The 14,793-nt window shown below is 60.8% G+C and carries 16 protein-coding genes; 5 read left to right on the top strand and 11 right to left on the bottom strand.

The window, feature by feature from the left end:
- Positions 1–52 precede the first annotated feature (52 nt).
- From JJD66_RS01750 to JJD66_RS01740, 3 genes are read left to right on the top strand one after another with little or no spacing between them, the layout of a single operon-like run.
- Complete coding sequence (locus JJD66_RS01750; protein WP_034129230.1) at positions 53–1,060, top strand: methionine ABC transporter ATP-binding protein; 1,008 nt, start codon at positions 53–55, stop codon at positions 1,058–1,060.
- On the top strand, positions 1,060–1,734 hold the full coding sequence (locus JJD66_RS01745; protein ID WP_003187354.1) for a methionine ABC transporter permease: 675 nt from the start codon (positions 1,060–1,062) through the stop codon (positions 1,732–1,734). The genes JJD66_RS01750 and JJD66_RS01745 overlap by 1 nt, the downstream gene beginning before the upstream one ends.
- Before the next feature lie 51 nt (positions 1,735–1,785).
- On the top strand, positions 1,786–2,556 hold the full coding sequence (locus JJD66_RS01740; protein ID WP_003187353.1) for a MetQ/NlpA family ABC transporter substrate-binding protein: 771 nt from the start codon (positions 1,786–1,788) through the stop codon (positions 2,554–2,556).
- 152 nt (positions 2,557–2,708) lie between these two features.
- Here the strand turns inward: JJD66_RS01740 and JJD66_RS01735 are convergent, their stop codons facing one another.
- Genes JJD66_RS01735 through JJD66_RS01715 form a run of 5 tightly spaced genes read right to left on the bottom strand, consistent with a single transcriptional unit; the run spans position 2,709 to position 6,632 of the window.
- Positions 2,709–3,344, bottom strand: a complete 636-nt coding sequence (locus tag JJD66_RS01735) for an SCO family protein (protein ID WP_056790646.1) — start codon at positions 3,342–3,344, stop codon at positions 2,709–2,711.
- Positions 3,341–4,240, bottom strand: a complete 900-nt coding sequence (cyoE, locus tag JJD66_RS01730; RefSeq protein ID WP_198715740.1) for a heme o synthase — start codon at positions 4,238–4,240, stop codon at positions 3,341–3,343. Before cyoE ends, JJD66_RS01735 begins: the two co-directional genes overlap by 4 nt.
- Positions 4,228–5,307, bottom strand: a complete 1,080-nt coding sequence (locus tag JJD66_RS01725) for a COX15/CtaA family protein (protein ID WP_127880290.1) — start codon at positions 5,305–5,307, stop codon at positions 4,228–4,230. Before JJD66_RS01725 ends, cyoE begins: the two co-directional genes overlap by 13 nt.
- A 10-nt stretch (positions 5,308–5,317) precedes the next feature.
- The gene (locus JJD66_RS01720; protein ID WP_200647481.1) at positions 5,318–5,902 is read right to left on the bottom strand and encodes a hypothetical protein; all 585 of its coding nucleotides are present in this window, start codon (positions 5,900–5,902) and stop codon (positions 5,318–5,320) included.
- Positions 5,868–6,632, bottom strand: a complete 765-nt coding sequence (locus JJD66_RS01715; protein ID WP_200647480.1) for an SURF1 family protein — start codon at positions 6,630–6,632, stop codon at positions 5,868–5,870. The genes JJD66_RS01720 and JJD66_RS01715 overlap by 35 nt, the downstream gene beginning before the upstream one ends.
- A 31-nt stretch (positions 6,633–6,663) precedes the next feature.
- Between JJD66_RS01715 and JJD66_RS01710 the strand changes: the two genes are divergently transcribed.
- On the top strand, positions 6,664–6,867 hold the full coding sequence (locus tag JJD66_RS01710) for a twin transmembrane helix small protein (protein WP_003187345.1): 204 nt from the start codon (positions 6,664–6,666) through the stop codon (positions 6,865–6,867).
- A gap of 6 nt (positions 6,868–6,873) precedes the next feature.
- Here JJD66_RS01710 and JJD66_RS01705 read toward each other — a convergent pair whose 3' ends face one another.
- The 4 genes from JJD66_RS01705 to coxB all read right to left on the bottom strand — a co-directional run bounded on the left by JJD66_RS01705 (position 6,874) and on the right by coxB (position 11,253).
- Positions 6,874–7,761, bottom strand: coding sequence for a cytochrome c oxidase subunit 3 (locus tag JJD66_RS01705; protein ID WP_105225290.1), 888 nt, complete (start codon positions 7,759–7,761; stop codon positions 6,874–6,876).
- A 35-nt stretch (positions 7,762–7,796) separates the two neighbouring features.
- Positions 7,797–8,348, bottom strand: a complete 552-nt coding sequence (locus tag JJD66_RS01700) for a cytochrome c oxidase assembly protein (protein ID WP_003187340.1) — start codon at positions 8,346–8,348, stop codon at positions 7,797–7,799.
- 135 nt (positions 8,349–8,483) lie between these two features.
- The gene (gene ctaD / locus JJD66_RS01695; RefSeq protein ID WP_003187339.1) at positions 8,484–10,067 is read right to left on the bottom strand and encodes a cytochrome c oxidase subunit I; all 1,584 of its coding nucleotides are present in this window, start codon (positions 10,065–10,067) and stop codon (positions 8,484–8,486) included.
- 58 nt (positions 10,068–10,125) lie between these two features.
- Positions 10,126–11,253, bottom strand: a complete 1,128-nt coding sequence (coxB, locus tag JJD66_RS01690; RefSeq protein WP_200647479.1) for a cytochrome c oxidase subunit II — start codon at positions 11,251–11,253, stop codon at positions 10,126–10,128.
- Positions 11,254–11,622: 369 nt separating this feature from the next.
- Between coxB and JJD66_RS01685 the strand changes: the two genes are divergently transcribed.
- Positions 11,623–12,270, top strand: coding sequence for a hypothetical protein (locus JJD66_RS01685; RefSeq protein ID WP_105225289.1), 648 nt, complete (start codon positions 11,623–11,625; stop codon positions 12,268–12,270).
- A gap of 131 nt (positions 12,271–12,401) precedes the next feature.
- Here JJD66_RS01685 and JJD66_RS01680 read toward each other — a convergent pair whose 3' ends face one another.
- Together JJD66_RS01680 and JJD66_RS01675 are read right to left on the bottom strand one after the other, a co-directional pair.
- A complete protein-coding gene (locus JJD66_RS01680; protein ID WP_105225288.1) occupies positions 12,402–13,943 on the bottom strand; it encodes a SulP family inorganic anion transporter in 1,542 nt (513 codons plus the stop codon).
- Between the two features lie 85 nt (positions 13,944–14,028).
- Positions 14,029–14,760, bottom strand: a complete 732-nt coding sequence (locus tag JJD66_RS01675) for a carbonic anhydrase (protein WP_003187331.1) — start codon at positions 14,758–14,760, stop codon at positions 14,029–14,031.
- Positions 14,761–14,793: the final 33 nt, after the last annotated feature.

Here is a 14,793-nt window from a genome sequence, read left to right as displayed (position 1 = left end):
GCGCCCGGCTAACCGCTGATCCCTTTTCAATGCGCCCCACAAGGTTCGCTACGTGATCGAGTTTCAAAACGTCCATAAAACCTACCGCGTCGCCGGTAAGGATATCCCCGCCCTGCACCCCACCAGCCTGCGCGTCGAGAACGGCCAGGTGTTTGGCCTGATTGGCCACTCGGGTGCCGGTAAAAGCACCCTGTTGCGCCTGATCAACCGTCTGGAAGAGCCCAGTGGCGGCCAGATCAAGGTGGATGGCGAAGAAGTCACTGCGCTGGACGCCAACGGCCTGCGGCGCTTTCGCCAGCAGGTCGGGATGATCTTCCAGCACTTCAACTTGCTGGCGTCCAAGACCGTGGCCGACAACGTCGCGCTGCCGCTGACGCTCGCCGGTGAACTGTCGCGCAAGGAAATCGACCAACGCGTGGCTGAGCTGCTCGCCCGCGTCGGCTTGTCGGACCACGCCAAGAAGTACCCGGCGCAGTTGTCCGGTGGCCAGAAACAGCGCGTCGGCATCGCCCGAGCCCTGGCGACCAAGCCAAAAATCCTGCTGTGCGACGAAGCCACCAGCGCCCTCGACCCGCAAACCACGGCATCGGTCCTGCAACTGCTGGCCGAGATCAACCGCGAGTTGAACCTGACCATCGTGTTGATCACCCATGAAATGGACGTGATCCGCCGCGTATGCGACCAGGTCGCCGTGATGGACGCCGGGGTGATCGTCGAGCAAGGCTCGGTGGCCGACGTGTTCCTGCACCCCAAGCACCCGACCACCAAACGCTTCGTACAAGAAGCCGAACAGGTGGACGAAGGCGAGCAGCGCGACGACTTTGCCCATGTGCCAGGCCGTATCGTGCGCCTGACGTTCCAAGGGGACGCGACCTACGCGCCACTGCTGGGTACCGTCGCACGGGAAACCGGGGTGGACTACAGCATCCTTGCCGGTCGTATCGACCGCATCAAAGACATCCCTTACGGGCAACTGACCCTCGCCGTCACCGGCGGTGACATGGAAGCCGCGTTTGCACGCTTCACCGCCGCCGACGTTCACATGGAGGTCCTGCGCTGATGGACGTTTTCCTGAGTTTCTTCGCCAATATCGACTGGTCTGAAATCTGGCTCGCCACCGGCGACACCATGACCATGCTGTTCGGCTCGCTGTTCTTCACCGTGCTACTGGGGCTGCCCCTGGGCGTGCTGTTGTTCCTGACCAGCCCGCGCCAGCTGTTCGAACAAAAAGGCCTGTATGCACTGTTGTCGTTGATCGTGAATATCTTGCGCTCGCTGCCGTTCATCATCCTGTTGATCGTGATGATTCCGTTCACGGTACTGATCACCGGCACGTCGCTGGGTGTTGCCGGTGCGATCCCACCACTGGTCGTCGGCGCTACGCCATTCTTTGCGCGCCTGGTGGAAACTGCCCTGCGCGAAGTGGACCGTGGCATCATCGAAGCCACCCAGGCCATGGGCGCCACCACCCGCCAGATCATCACCAATGCCCTATTGCCCGAGGCCCGCCCTGGCATCTTCGCGGCGATTACGGTGACGGCGATTACACTGGTTTCCTACACCGCGATGGCTGGTGTGGTCGGTGCTGGCGGCCTGGGCGACCTGGCAATCCGTTTTGGCTACCAGCGCTTCCAGACCGATGTGATGGTGGTCACTGTGGTGATGCTGTTGATTCTGGTGCAAATTCTGCAAACCGTCGGCGACCGGCTGGTGGTGCACTTTTCTCGTAAATAACGGCCATTGCCGGCACATAGCCGGCAGATGCCCGAACAAGGAGCTTGCTGGATGAAAAAACTACTGGTTGCTTTCGCCGCCGTGGCTGCGTTTTCCGCCCACGCCGAGACCATTACGGTCGCTGCTTCGCCGGTGCCTCACGCCGAAATCCTCGAATTCGTGAAGCCTGCCCTGGCCAAAGAAGGCGTGGATCTGAAGGTCAAAGTCTTCACCGACTACGTGCAGCCGAACGTACAGGTGGCTGAAAAGCGCCTGGATGCCAACTTCTTCCAGCACCAGCCGTACCTGGATGAATTCAACAAGGCCAAAGGCACTCACCTGGTGAGCGTCGGCGCTGTGCATCTGGAACCTCTGGGCGCTTACTCCAGCAAGTACAAAAAACTGGCCGACCTGCCTGACGGCGCCAACGTGGTGATCCCGAACGACGCCACCAACGGCGGCCGTGCGCTGTTGCTGCTGGCCAAGAACGGCCTGATCACCCTGAAGGACCCGACCAACATCCTGTCGACCATCAAGGACATCACCGGCAACGATAAAAACCTGAAATTCCGCGAACTGGAAGCCGCCACCCTGCCGCGCGTGCTGACCCAGGTCGACCTGGCGCTGATCAACACCAACTACGCCCTGGAAGCCAAGCTTGACCCATCCAAGGATGCCCTGGTGATCGAAGGCAGCGATTCGCCTTACGTGAACATCCTGGTAACCCGCGAAGACAACAAGGATGCGGACGCGGTGAAGAAGCTGGTTGCAGCCCTGCACACGCCTGAAGTGAAGAAATTCATCGAAGAGAAGTACAAAGGCGCGATCAAGCCGGCGTTCTGATTTCGACCTGATAGACCGATCTCCTGCTTAATGGAGATCAATAAATGTGGGAGCGGGCTTGCTCGCGAATGCGGTAGTTCAGTCAATATTTTCGGCGACTGACACCCTGCTTTCGCGAGCAAGCCAGCTCCCACACTTGTTTCGCCTTGACTCTATTTGCGCTGTAGCAACCCTGGCAACTGCGCCACCAGTTTCTGGTTGTTCAACGGCGCGCGAATAAACCCACGCTGAGTACCATCCGGGCCGATCAGTGCCAGGTTACCGCTGTGGTCGACGGTGTAGTTGGGCTTGCTGGTATCCGCCGGAATGAAGGGAATGCTCACCGCATTCGAGACCTTCTGCACATCCTCCACGTTAGCGCCAGTCAGGCCTTGGAACTGTGGGTCGAAGTAACCCAGGTACTGCTTGAGCTGCGCCGGGGTATCGCGGTGTGGATCGACGCTGACCAGGATCACCTGCAACTTGTCCACAGCCTCTTTGGGCAGCTCACTCTTGATCTGGCGAAGCTGGGCGAGGGTGGTCGGGCAGATATCCGGGCAGAAGGTGTAACCGAAAAACAGCAGGCTCCACTTGCCCTTCAACTCATTGACCACCACCGGCTGGCCTTCCTGGTCGGTCATGGTCACCGCTGGCAACTGGCGGCTTTGCGGCAGCAGAATGATGCCGGCGTCGATCAGCGCAGTGGGATCGCCCTGGCCTTTGCCCGAGAGCACTTTGTTGACGGTCAGGCCCATGATCAACGCCACCAGGGCCACAAGGATGAAGACGGTTTTTTGAGTTCGAGTCATAGGTTCAACAATAAGTAGTGGTCTACGAGCAGGGCGATAAACAGCAGCAGCAAGTACCAGATAGAGTACTTGAACGTGTTGATCGCCGCGTGCGGCTGGCTGCCACGGTACAACACCCAGGCCCATTGCAGAAAGCGCGCGCCCAATACCAGCGCACAGCCCAGGTAGAGCAGCCCGCTCATATGGATAACGTAGGGCATCAGGCTCACCGCCAGCAGGGCGAAGGTGTACAGCAGGATATGCACCTTGGTGTAGTGTTCGCCATGGGTGACCGGCAGCATCGGGATGTCGGCCTTGGCGTATTCCTCTTTGCGGTGAATGGCCAGGGCCCAGAAGTGTGGCGGGGTCCAGGCGAAGATAATCAGCACCAGCAGCAAGGGTTCGGCACTCACATGTCCAGTAACAGCCACCCAGCCCAACAGCGGCGGCGCCGCACCGGCCAGACCGCCGATGACGATATTCTGCGGCGTTGCTCGCTTGAGAAAGCCGGTGTAGATCACCGCATAACCCAGCAGCGAAGCCAAGGTCAACCAGGCCGCCAGCGGGTTGGTGAACGCCAGCAGCAGGGCCAATCCTGCAATAGCCAGGAACAACGCAAACGCTAACGCCGCCATCGGCGAGACACGCCCCTCAGCCATCGGCCGCTTATGAGTGCGCGCCATCACGGCATCAATCCGTCGATCGACCACATGGTTCACCGCAGCCGCGCCGCCGGCACACAGGGCAATGCCGAGGTTGCCGAACACCAGCACTGCCCAGGGCACCCCGGCGCGGGTGGCAAGGAACATGCCCACCAGCGAAGTAATCAGCATCAGCACCACTACTTTGGGCTTGGTCAGCTCCAAATAGTCACGCCAGATCGCCCGGTCGCGACGTGCGCCGATCACGGTCGCCATGGCAGCTCTCCTTTAAGGGTGATAAGGCCCGACACCTGTTTGCGCGGGATAAAACGCCAGCCGAACAGACGCGGGTGACGCACCCGAACCAGGCTGGTGCGCGCGTGATAATTGACCAGCACCAGCGTCAACAACAACGCTGCCCCGCCAGCGTTGTGCGCGACCGCCACCGGCAGCGGCAGGCCGAACGCCACGTTGCTCACCCCCAGGCAGATCTGCGCAGCCAGGGCGATCAACAGCAGGCCGGCCAGGCGCGTCATCCCCACTGCCCGCAGTTGCCAAGCCAAACCGAGCAGCACCAGCGTGACCAGCACGGCGCCGATGCGATGCGTCAGGTGGATGGCAGTGCGCGCTTCGCTGTCGAGCTGGCCCCCCAGGTAATTGGGGCCGATGTGCTGGGTCAGGTGAAAACCATTGGCGAAGTCTGCCGTCGGCCACCATTGGCCATGGCAGGTGGGCAAATCGACACAGGCCACCGCCGCGTAGTTGGAGCTGACCCAGCCGCCCAGGGCGATCTGCCCGATCACCAGCACCAGGCCCGCCGTCGCCCAATATTGCAGGCGCTTGGGCACGACCAGCGCCGGTAGTACGCCGGACAGCCGCAGGGTCAGCAGAAACAGCAGGCTCAAGGTCGCAAAGCCGCCCAAAAGATGCCCTGTGACCACCTGTGGCCAGAGCTTCAAGGTCACGGTCCACATGCCGAACGCCGCTTGGGCGAACACCACCGCCAGCAGGAACAGCGGTAGCTTCACCGGCTGGCCCGGATCGCGTCGATGACGCCACGAACGCGCCGCCAGCAGCGCGATCAACAGGCCCAGGCTGCCCGCGAAGTAGCGATGGGTCATCTCGGCCCAGCCTTTGTCGGCCTCCACCGGCGTGTCGGGAAAGTGCAACTCGGCATGGGCCAGTTGGGCTTCGCTTTGCGGCACGCTGATAAAGCCATAGCAGCCCGGCCAGTCCGGGCAGCCGAGGCCGGCGTGGGTCAGGCGGGTATAGGCACCGAGCAGCACGACAAACAACGCCAGTAACGTGGCAAACAGCGCGAGGCGAAATCCAGGCTTGGCCATGAGGGTGCCCTTATCCGATGTTCGACAGTTTCAGCAGCAGGCGCAGGTCGTTGAGCAAGTCCTTGCCCTTGACCTTGGCGTCGTAGCGCAGCACCAGATTGCCGTGGGGGTCGACGATCCACAGTTGTGCCTCGCCGGGCGCGGCAGCGTTCCTGGTAAAGGTCGACACATCCAGCGGGTAGCGCTGCAGCTGTGGATATTCGGCCTTGAGCTTGGCCTCGTATTCGCTGCTCAACGGTTGCGCGCCGGCCAGGGCATGGCTGGCACGGGATGCATCCCGGCCAAGGCTGATCTGCAGCTGGCGCGCCAGGTACACCAGTTGCTGGCAATCAGCGGCACAGGCGGTGGGGGCGGTGACCAGCAGTTGCCAGCGCTGTTCATTGGCCTGCACGCCGATGTCGGCACGGGTCTGGCCGTTGCCGATCAGTTCGCCGTGATAGCTGCGGCTGTCCGGCACCCAGAACTGCAATTTATACATGAAGGTGGCCAGCGCCATCGGGCCGATCACCATCATCAAGATCAAAATCAGCTGCCAGCGCCCCTTGCGCCGATCAGGCGTGTCAGGTGTGCTGGGTGGATTCATGGCCGCTCCCATGGGGCTTCTCCTTTTTGTTATGCCATCCGAGGTAGAGGTAAAGCGCCAGCAACGCCACGGCCATGGCGAACCATTGCACAGCGTAGGCCAGGTGTTTTTCCGGGCCCATGGCGACGACGGGCCAGGTGGTTTCGTAGGTACCGGGGCCCGCTTCGGCACGCAATTCATAAGCAAAACCACTGCGCCCCAGTTCGCCCCACAGGGCGGCAGGGCGCAGCGCGGTAAGCAGGCGCGGCCATTGCGTGCTGGCCGGGTCGGCATGCAGTTGGAAGGTCTCGCCGGGGGCGACGTACACCCAGGCGTCGAGGTTCAGCGTCTGTTCAGGAGTAGTAAAGGCGGGCGCGATACGCCGGTCCGGCCAGGGCAGCCAGCCGCGATTGAGCAACAGCCACAGGCCGCTGGCCTGATCATGAAAGGGTTGCAGCAACTCGACACCGGCCTTGCCGTCACGCATGCGGTTATCCAGCAATACGCTGTGTTCACCATCCAGTTGCCCGCGAAGGTGAACACGACGGAAGGCTGGATCAGCCATGTCATTGAGCTGCGCACTGCTGACCGGATCGGCGGCGCGGCGCTCGGCATAACGGTCTACCAATAGTTGCTTTTCGTGCCCGCGGGACAATTGCCAAAACCCCAGGCCCACCATCAATGGCAGCAACACCAGTACCACCAGCGTCGGCGCGATGCCCGGACGAAAGCGTTGCATGGCACTGGCTATACTCGATCTCATCGCCCCTCCCCAATTAGCCCGGAGCCAGACCATGCTCAAAGCCGCCATTGCCCTGATGCTGATCGCGACCGTCGTGAGCCTGTTCAGTGGCTTGTTCTTCCTGGTCAAGGACGAGGGCAACTCCAACCGCCTCGTCACCGCCTTGACCGTGCGTGTCACGCTGGCCGTGATCACCGTGGGCTTGATCGCCTGGGGTTTTTTCAGCGGCCAATTGGTCTCTCATGCGCCGTGGTAACCGGCGTCACAGCACATAGACAAAGAAAAACAGCCCGATCCACACCACGTCCACAAAGTGCCAATACCAACTGGCCGCCTCGAAACCGAACTGGTGCTCGGCATTGAAATGCCCGCGCAGGATGCGCATCAGCATCACAAACAGAATGATGGTGCCGATGGTCACGTGGGCGCCGTGAAAGCCCGTGAGCATGAAGAACGTCGCGCCGTACACGCCCGAACCCAGGGTGAGGCCCAACTCTTTGTAGGCGTGGATGTATTCCTCGGCCTGGAACCCAAGAAACGCCAGGCCCAGCAGCACGGTGATCGCCAACCAGAGTTTCAGTGCACCACGATGGCCTTTGCGCAGGGCATGGTGGGCAATGGTGATGGTCACGCTGGAACTCACCAGCAGGATGGTGTTGACCAATGGCAGGCCCCAGGGGCTGATGGTGCCTTTGGGCGCTGGGTAGAGCTTGGGGTCGGGGTTGTTCAGCAGGGGCCAGGCAAACTCGAAGTTCGGCCACAGCATATGGGCAATGCCCTTGGGCCCCTCGCCCGCCAACCAAGGCCCAGCCCAGACGCGCACGTAGAACAGCGCACCAAAAAAGGCGATGAAGAACATCACCTCCGAAAAGATGAACCAGGTCATGCCCCAGCGGAACGAGCGGTCCATCTGGGCGCTGTACAGCCCGGCGCGACTTTCCTTGATCACCGCGCCAAACCAGCCAAACAGCATGTAGGCCAGCAACAAACCGCCGACGAAAAAGACCCACGGCCCGTGGGATTCGGGGCGCGCGGCCTTCAAGTCGTTGAACCACACGGCCAGGCCATACACGGTGACCAGCAGGCCAATCGTGGCAATTATTGGCCATTTGCTTTGCGCTGGTACGTAGTACGTATCATGAGTCGACATGTATTCGCTCTCCTGATTGAGGGGGCAAACAGTAGCTAGCCCCCGGTCCTGACGGCCACGGGCGGCTGGCGCGCAGTGATATCGAACAGCGTGTACGCCAGGGTCAAATGCTTCACATCCTTGGGCATCGCGCGGTCGACGATGAAACGTACGGGCATCTCAATGCGCTCACCGGGCTGCAACACTTGCTGGGTGAAGCAAAAGCATTCGGTCTTGTGGAAGTACATCGCCGCTTCGGCCGGGGAAATACTGGGTATTGCCTGGGCGGTCATCGGCTTATCAGTGGGGTTGTAGGCCACGAACAGCATCTCGTTGACTGCTCCGGGGTTGACCACAATCTCATCGGCCTTGGAGTGAAATTCCCAGACCATGTCGATGGCGTTGGTGGACAGAAACTGCACCCGCACCTGGCGCGAGGGGTCAACCATTTGCTCACCCTCGTACTGCCCGGCGGTCTTGCCGTTGATGCCGAACGCCTTGCACATCACGTCGTAGATCGGCACCAGGGCGAAGCCGAAGGCGAACATCGCCAACACCAAAATCAGCAGGCGGGTGACCAGGCGCTTGAGCGGGACTGAGTCAGCCATGGCGCCCACCTGGCTTTGGACTTTCTGTGGGAGCTGGCTTGCCTGCGATGAGGATCTCAACGCAGGTAGATTCAGCGCCTGACATACCGCCATCGCGGGCAAGCCCGCTCCCACAGGGGGAGTATAGGGAGGGCTTCATTTGACCTCCGGCGGCGTGGTGAAGGTGTGATACGGCGCCGGCGAGGGCACGCTCCATTCCAGGCCTTCGGCGCCATCCCACGGTTTGGCCGGCGCAGGCGGGCCGCCACGGATGCACTTGATGACAATGAACAGAAAGAAGATCTGCGTGGCGCCGAACATGAAGGCACCAATGGACGAGACCATATTGAAGTCAGCGAACTGCAGGTTGTAGTCCGGCACCCGGCGCGGCATACCGGCCAGCCCCACAAAGTGCATGGGGAAGAACGCCATGTTCATGCCCACGAAAGACAACCAGAAGTGCAACTTGCCCAAGGTTTCGTCGTACATGTGGCCGGTCCATTTCGGCAGCCAGTAGTAAGCCGAAGCGAAGATCCCGAAGATCGCGCCGGGCACCAGTACGTAATGGAAATGCGCCACCACAAAGTAGGTGTCGTGGTACTGGAAGTCCGCCGGGGCAATCGCCAGCATCAGCCCGGAGAAGCCGCCGATGGTGAACAGGATCACAAAGGCCACCGCAAACAACATCGGCGTTTCGAACGTCAGTGAGCCTTGCCACATGGTGCTGACCCAGTTGAACACCTTCACGCCCGTAGGCACGGCGATCAGCAAGGTGGCGTACATGAAGAACAGCTCGCCCACCAGCGGAATGCCCACCACGAACATGTGGTGCGCCCACACGATGAACGACAGGAACGCGATGCTCGCGGTGGCGTAGACCATCGAGGTGTAACCGAACAGCGGCTTGCGCGAGAAAGTGGGGATGATCGAGCTCACCGCGCCAAAGGCCGGCAGGATCATGATGTACACCTCGGGATGCCCGAAGAACCAGAACACATGCTGGAACAGCACGGGATCGCCACCACCGGCCGCACTGAAGAAGCTAGTGCCGAAGTGGATATCCATCAGCATCATGGTCACGCAACCCGCCAGGACCGGCATCACCGCGATCAGCAGGAACGCGGTGATCAGCCAGGTCCACACGAACAGCGGCATTTTCATCAGGGTCATGCCCGGCGCACGCAGGTTGAGGATGGTGGCGACCACGTTGATCGCGCCCATGATCGAACTGATGCCCATCAGGTGGATGGCAAAGATAAAGAACGTCACGCTTTCCGGGGCATAGGTGGTGGAGAGTGGGGCGTAGAAGGTCCAGCCGAAATTCGGCCCGCCGCCGGGCGTGAACAAGGTGGACACCAGCAGCAGGAACGCCGCCGGCAGCAGCCAGAAGCTGAAATTGTTCATGCGCGGCAGGGCCATGTCCGGCGCGCCGATCATCAGCGGGATCATCCAGTTGGCCAGGCCGACAAACGCCGGCATCACCGCGCCGAATACCATGATCAGGCCGTGCATGGTGGTCATCTGGTTGAAGAACGCCGGCTGCACGATCTGCAGGCCAGGCTGAAACAACTCGGCGCGGATCACCATGGCGAACGAGCCGCCGAGCAGGAACATGGTGAAGGCGAACCACAGGTACATGGTGCCGATGTCTTTGTGGTTGGTGGTCAGCACCCAGCGCATCAGGCCCTTGGCGGGGCCGTGGGCGTGGTCGGCATGACCATGGTCGATCACAGTGCTCATGGCCGTTCTCCTGCAAGCGAGTGAGCGGGACGATTCAGGGCATTGGCAATGAAAGTCGTCATTTGCTTTCCGCCTGTTTCAGAGCCAGCACGTCTTTGGGCGTGACCATGTCGCCTTTGTTATTGCCCCAGGCGTTACGCTCATAGGTCACCACAGCGGCGATATCCACTTCCGAGAGCTGCTTGCCGAAAGCTGCCATCGCGGTGCCGGGCTTGCCGTGATACACGATGCTCAGATGGTCTTTGGCCGGCCCCGTGGCGATTTTCGAGCCTTTGAGCGCTGGGAACATCGGTGGCAAGCCTTGGCCCTCAGCCTGGTGACAGGCCACGCAAGTGGTGTGATAGACCTTGTCGCCACGGGCCACCAGTTCGTCCAGCGTCCACTCCTTGGAGGTCAGCTCCTTGAGCTTGGCGGCCTCTTCCTTGCGCTCGCCCAGCCAGGTGTCGTAGTCGGTCTTGGACTTGACCTCCACCACGATGGGCATGAAGCCATGGTCCTTGCCACACAGTTCGGCGCACTGACCACGGTAGATGCCGGGCTTCTCGACGCGGGTCCAGGCCTCGTTGACGAAGCCAGGGATAGCATCGCGCTTGACCGCAAAGGCCGGCACCCACCAGGAGTGAATCACATCGGCGGCGGTCACCAGAAAGCGCACCTTGGCGCCCACCGGCAATACCAGCGGCTGGTCGACTTCCAACAGGTAGTGCTCGCCCTTGGTGGCCTGGTTATGGATCTGCTCGGCGGGTGTGGCCAGGTTGCTGAAGAACTCCACATCCTGGCCCAGGTATTTGTAGTGCCACTTCCACTGATAGCCGGTGACCTGGATATCGATATCCGACTCACTGCTGTCGTAGATGTTGATCAGGGTCTTGGTGGCCGGAATGGCCATGGCCACCAGGATCAGCAAGGGCACCACGGTCCAGAGGATTTCCACGGTGGTACTTTCGTGGAACTTCGCCGCTACCTGGCCCGTGGACCGGCGGTGCAGGATCATCGACCAGAACATCGCGCCAAACACGACGATGCCGATTACCACACAGATCCAGAAAATGGTCATGTGCAGGTCAAACACAGCGTGGCTGACTTCAGTAGCCCCTGGCGCCATATTCGTAGTCCAGGCGGCGTGCGCCTGGCCGAATACCGACCACAACAGGAGGCCCATCCAAACGTGTGGATGTCGCGTCATTGCGGGTTCCCCTTTATGTTTCTTGTTATCCCGCCGGTTTGCACCTGCGGCGAAGGGAGCGGCTTCCATACTGCTTACAACCGCCAAGCCTTGCCTGCGTCATGCAGTTGGGCGTCATCAGCTAATTGCGTACAAAATCGAGTATAGACAGCCGTAGCAACCCCGCAATGTGTGGGGGCAAATGAATAGAAACAGACAGACGGAGCCCGTAAAATGGGCGGCGGAATCGTTTATCCGACGAACGATGGCATTTCGATATAACCCCTGCCTATAACCATGAAATAATTATGACAAATGCGTCTTAGGCGCTCGTATAAACGAACTACCTTATCTTCTCCCTTTTCCTACGCCTGCTTCACTGGAGCCTTCATGAACACCGCCGCATTGCGCGAGCAGATTTCCCGTGCCCATCAACACGAAGCCAGCACCGGCCAGCTTGCCATTCAGCTGGAACAACAATTGCCGCACCTGCACTCGGCCATTTCCCTGGCTGACGAGGATCGCAATATCGTCATGACGCGCTTTGTGACCGCCTACATCGACCTGGTTCCTGACTTGCTCGACGCCGCCAATGACGTGGCCCGTGAGGCCGGGATTGAAAGCCAGATCAAACCGGTACTGAAAATCGCTGAACATTTTTTCCTGCAGCCGCCAGCGATTCTGGCCGGCCACGACGGCCTTGATGGCCTGCTGGATGAGGCCTACCTGGCGCATCGCCTGGTCGAAGAAGTGAACGATCTGTATATCAAGCATTTTGGCCAGCCGCTGATTCCAGCGGATACCACCGTGGCCAACGTGATCGCCCACCAACTGATCGGTGAAGACTTCGCCAACCAATTGGATGAAGCCGTGCACCTGGCGGTGGATGAGATGCTTAACGAGGAAAGCTTTGCGTTGGAGTCGGTCGAGGCCTATCGCGAACAGCTCAAGAGCCCGCAGACCGAAGCGTCCTGGAAGCGCTGGCCGTGCCTGTCGCGCCAGCTTGGGGTTGAGCTGTCGCTGGATCAACCTGCGTAAATCGTCCGGCTTACAAAGATCAACTGTGGGAGCCGGGCTTGCCCGCGATTGGTGGAGTATCAGCCAACAGATTAGTTGACTGAGCCACCGCCATCGCGGGCAAGCCCGGCTCCCACAGTTTTTTGAGGGGGTCAGGCAGGCGCTGAGCCGATCCCCACTGTCGTTCTCACCCGACCTTCCAGCCGACGCTTCAAACCGCGAGCCTCGATCACCAACGTCGAGCCCTTGGCCGCATTGGCCCGGCCCCATTCTTCCAGCAACTCCAGGCAAGAGTGGTCGATGTAACTCAAGTTGCTCAACGGCACATGCAGGGTGGTCCCCGCAGGTACCGCCGACAACACCTGAGTCAACGCCGGCACCTTCAGAAAGGTCGCCGCCCCCGTCAAACGCAGCTCCATCTCACCTTCCTGAGGCAGGTCGATCAGGCTGACTTTCAGGCGCGACGCCTTGAAAGCCAGCTTCACCAATGTAAGCCCAAACCCTACCAGCACACCGGTCAGCAAATCGGTGAAGATGATTGCCAGCGCGGTGGCCGCATAGGTGAACATCGGCATCCGCCCATAGCGGCCCAGCGCCTTGAACGCCTTGACGTCTACCAGCTTGATGCCGGTGTACACCAGCACACCCGCCAGGCTCGCGACCGGAATGCTCTGCAGCACGCTCGACAGCAAGAGCACGAAACCCAGCAGCCACAGGCCATGGAACATCGCCGACAGACGCGTGGTTGCCCCGGCCTGGACGTTAGCCGAGCTGCGCACGATCACGCCGGTCATGGGCAATGCTCCCACCAGGCCGCAGAGCATGTTGCCCACACCTTGGGCCGACAATTCCTTGTCGAAATCGGAACGTTGACCACTGTGCATGCGGTCCACCGCCGCGGCAGACAGCAGGGTTTCGGCACTGGCAATAAACGCCACGGCGAATGCCGCGATCAGCAACTGTGGATCTGCCAGGTTCAGCAAGTCGCTGGGGCGCAGCCAGTCGATAGCGTCCGCCAGGTTTTCCGGGACTTCCACGCGCTTGACCTGCAACGCCAGCACCAGGCTGGCAACAGTCGCCAGGCCCACGCCAAGCAACGCGCCAGGCACAAACCGCAGTTGTTGCGGGCGGAATTTGTCCCACAGGTACATCACCAACATCGTCGACAAACCGAGTACGCCAGCCTGCCAGCCGAGCCCGCCGCCGAAGGTAGGAATTGCTGCAGCCAGCGCTGCCGGGAAGCCGGCCAGGTTATCCAGCCCTGATGGCTTGGGCGCGCCGTCGAGCATCACATGAACCTGCGACAGCACGATCAACACGCCAATCCCGGCCAACATGCCGTAGACCACCGCCGGCGCGGTGACGCGAAACCAGCAGCCCAGGCGCAAACGCCCGGCCACCAATTGCAGGAAGCCGGCCAGCAACAGGATCGGCCCCAGCATCAGCATGCCGTGCTGGCGCACCAGCTCGAACACCAGCACCGCCAGACCCGCCGCCGGGCCGCTGACCTGCAGCGGCGAGCCGGCCAACCAGCCCACCACCAGGCCGCCGATGATGCCAGTGATCAGGCCCTTGGCCGGCGGCATGCCGGACGCAATCGCGATGCCCATGCACAGTGGCAAGGCGACCAGAAAAACAACCACCGAGGCAAGCAGCTCCCGTGGCAATACAGCTTTCAATTGAGCAGCACGCATGATGACTCTCCCGAGGCATTCGCCGGGCGCGGTAAAGCCTGGCTGCATCCATGGCAGCCACCGCATTACCCGGCAGGGAAGTGTTTTAGAAGCGCGCTTTAGGCGTCGCTGAAGGGATCGGCTCGGTGCCGTTCAGCGGTCGGAACGCCGCTTTGTCCGCATCGTAGGCCCGAATTTCGCTGGTCTCGATGTTGTAGATCCAACCATGGATAAACAAATGACCATTGGCCATGCGCGAAGCCACGGAAGGGTGGGTACGCAAATGTTGCAGTTGGGCGATGACGTTTTCTTCGGTTAGCACCGCCATGCTCTCGCCTTCGTTGGCGCAGTCGCAGTTGTCATGGACCATGGTCTTGGCGACCTCGGCGTGACGCAACCAGGCCTTGACCGTTGGCATCTTTTCCAGACTGTCGGGGTTGAGCACGGCACGCATGGCGCCGCAGTCCGAATGCCCGCACACGATGATGTGCTGTACGCCAAGGGCGAGCACAGCGTATTCGATAGCCGTGGAAACACCGCCGTTCATCTGGCCGTAGGGCGGCACCACGTTACCGACGTTACGGGTCACGAACAGGTCGCCTGGGGAGCTCTGGGTGATCAGCTCGGGCACGATGCGCGAGTCGGCGCAGGTGATGAACATCGCCCGTGGGCTCTGGGCGGTGGCGAGTTTCTTGAAGAGTTCTTCCTGCTGGGGGAAGACGTCGTGATGGAAATGCAAAAAGCCGTCAACGATATGCTGCAGCGCTGCATCGGCGGATTCCGCCACCTGAGGGGCTGAAGCCGACGCAGCCAACGGCTGTTTATCCTTGTCACTCATGATTCATCCTCTTGATCAATGCAGGGGAGGGTT

The organism is Pseudomonas sp. MF6751 (assembly GCF_016613265.1).
Classification (GTDB): Bacteria; Pseudomonadota; Gammaproteobacteria; order Pseudomonadales; family Pseudomonadaceae; genus Aquipseudomonas; species Aquipseudomonas fluorescens_BV.
This window is presented reverse-complemented; position numbering and strand designations above follow the sequence as displayed.

What these genes read in the sequence shown, in the direction of transcription:
- coxB (WP_200647479.1), bottom strand. Translation starts at nt 11,253, where the DNA reads ATGACGCGACATCCACACGTTTGGATGGGCCTCCTGTTGTGGTCGGTA.
- cyoE (WP_198715740.1), bottom strand. Translation starts at nt 4,240, where the DNA reads ATGGCGACCGTGATCGGCGCACGTCGCGACCGGGCGATCTGGCGTGAC.
- JJD66_RS01740 (WP_003187353.1), top strand. Translation starts at nt 1,786, where the DNA reads ATGAAAAAACTACTGGTTGCTTTCGCCGCCGTGGCTGCGTTTTCCGCC.
- JJD66_RS01685 (WP_105225289.1), top strand. Translation starts at nt 11,623, where the DNA reads ATGAACACCGCCGCATTGCGCGAGCAGATTTCCCGTGCCCATCAACAC.
- JJD66_RS01725 (WP_127880290.1), bottom strand. Translation starts at nt 5,307, where the DNA reads ATGGCCAAGCCTGGATTTCGCCTCGCGCTGTTTGCCACGTTACTGGCG.
- JJD66_RS01700 (WP_003187340.1), bottom strand. Translation starts at nt 8,348, where the DNA reads ATGGCTGACTCAGTCCCGCTCAAGCGCCTGGTCACCCGCCTGCTGATT.
- JJD66_RS01720 (WP_200647481.1), bottom strand. Translation starts at nt 5,902, where the DNA reads ATGGGAGCGGCCATGAATCCACCCAGCACACCTGACACGCCTGATCGG.
- ctaD (WP_003187339.1), bottom strand. Translation starts at nt 10,067, where the DNA reads ATGAGCACTGTGATCGACCATGGTCATGCCGACCACGCCCACGGCCCC.
- JJD66_RS01675 (WP_003187331.1), bottom strand. Translation starts at nt 14,760, where the DNA reads ATGAGTGACAAGGATAAACAGCCGTTGGCTGCGTCGGCTTCAGCCCCT.
- JJD66_RS01735 (WP_056790646.1), bottom strand. Translation starts at nt 3,344, where the DNA reads ATGACTCGAACTCAAAAAACCGTCTTCATCCTTGTGGCCCTGGTGGCG.
- JJD66_RS01705 (WP_105225290.1), bottom strand. Translation starts at nt 7,761, where the DNA reads ATGTCGACTCATGATACGTACTACGTACCAGCGCAAAGCAAATGGCCA.
- JJD66_RS01710 (WP_003187345.1), top strand. Translation starts at nt 6,664, where the DNA reads ATGCTCAAAGCCGCCATTGCCCTGATGCTGATCGCGACCGTCGTGAGC.
- JJD66_RS01745 (WP_003187354.1), top strand. Translation starts at nt 1,060, where the DNA reads ATGGACGTTTTCCTGAGTTTCTTCGCCAATATCGACTGGTCTGAAATC.
- JJD66_RS01680 (WP_105225288.1), bottom strand. Translation starts at nt 13,943, where the DNA reads ATGCGTGCTGCTCAATTGAAAGCTGTATTGCCACGGGAGCTGCTTGCC.
- JJD66_RS01715 (WP_200647480.1), bottom strand. Translation starts at nt 6,632, where the DNA reads ATGAGATCGAGTATAGCCAGTGCCATGCAACGCTTTCGTCCGGGCATC.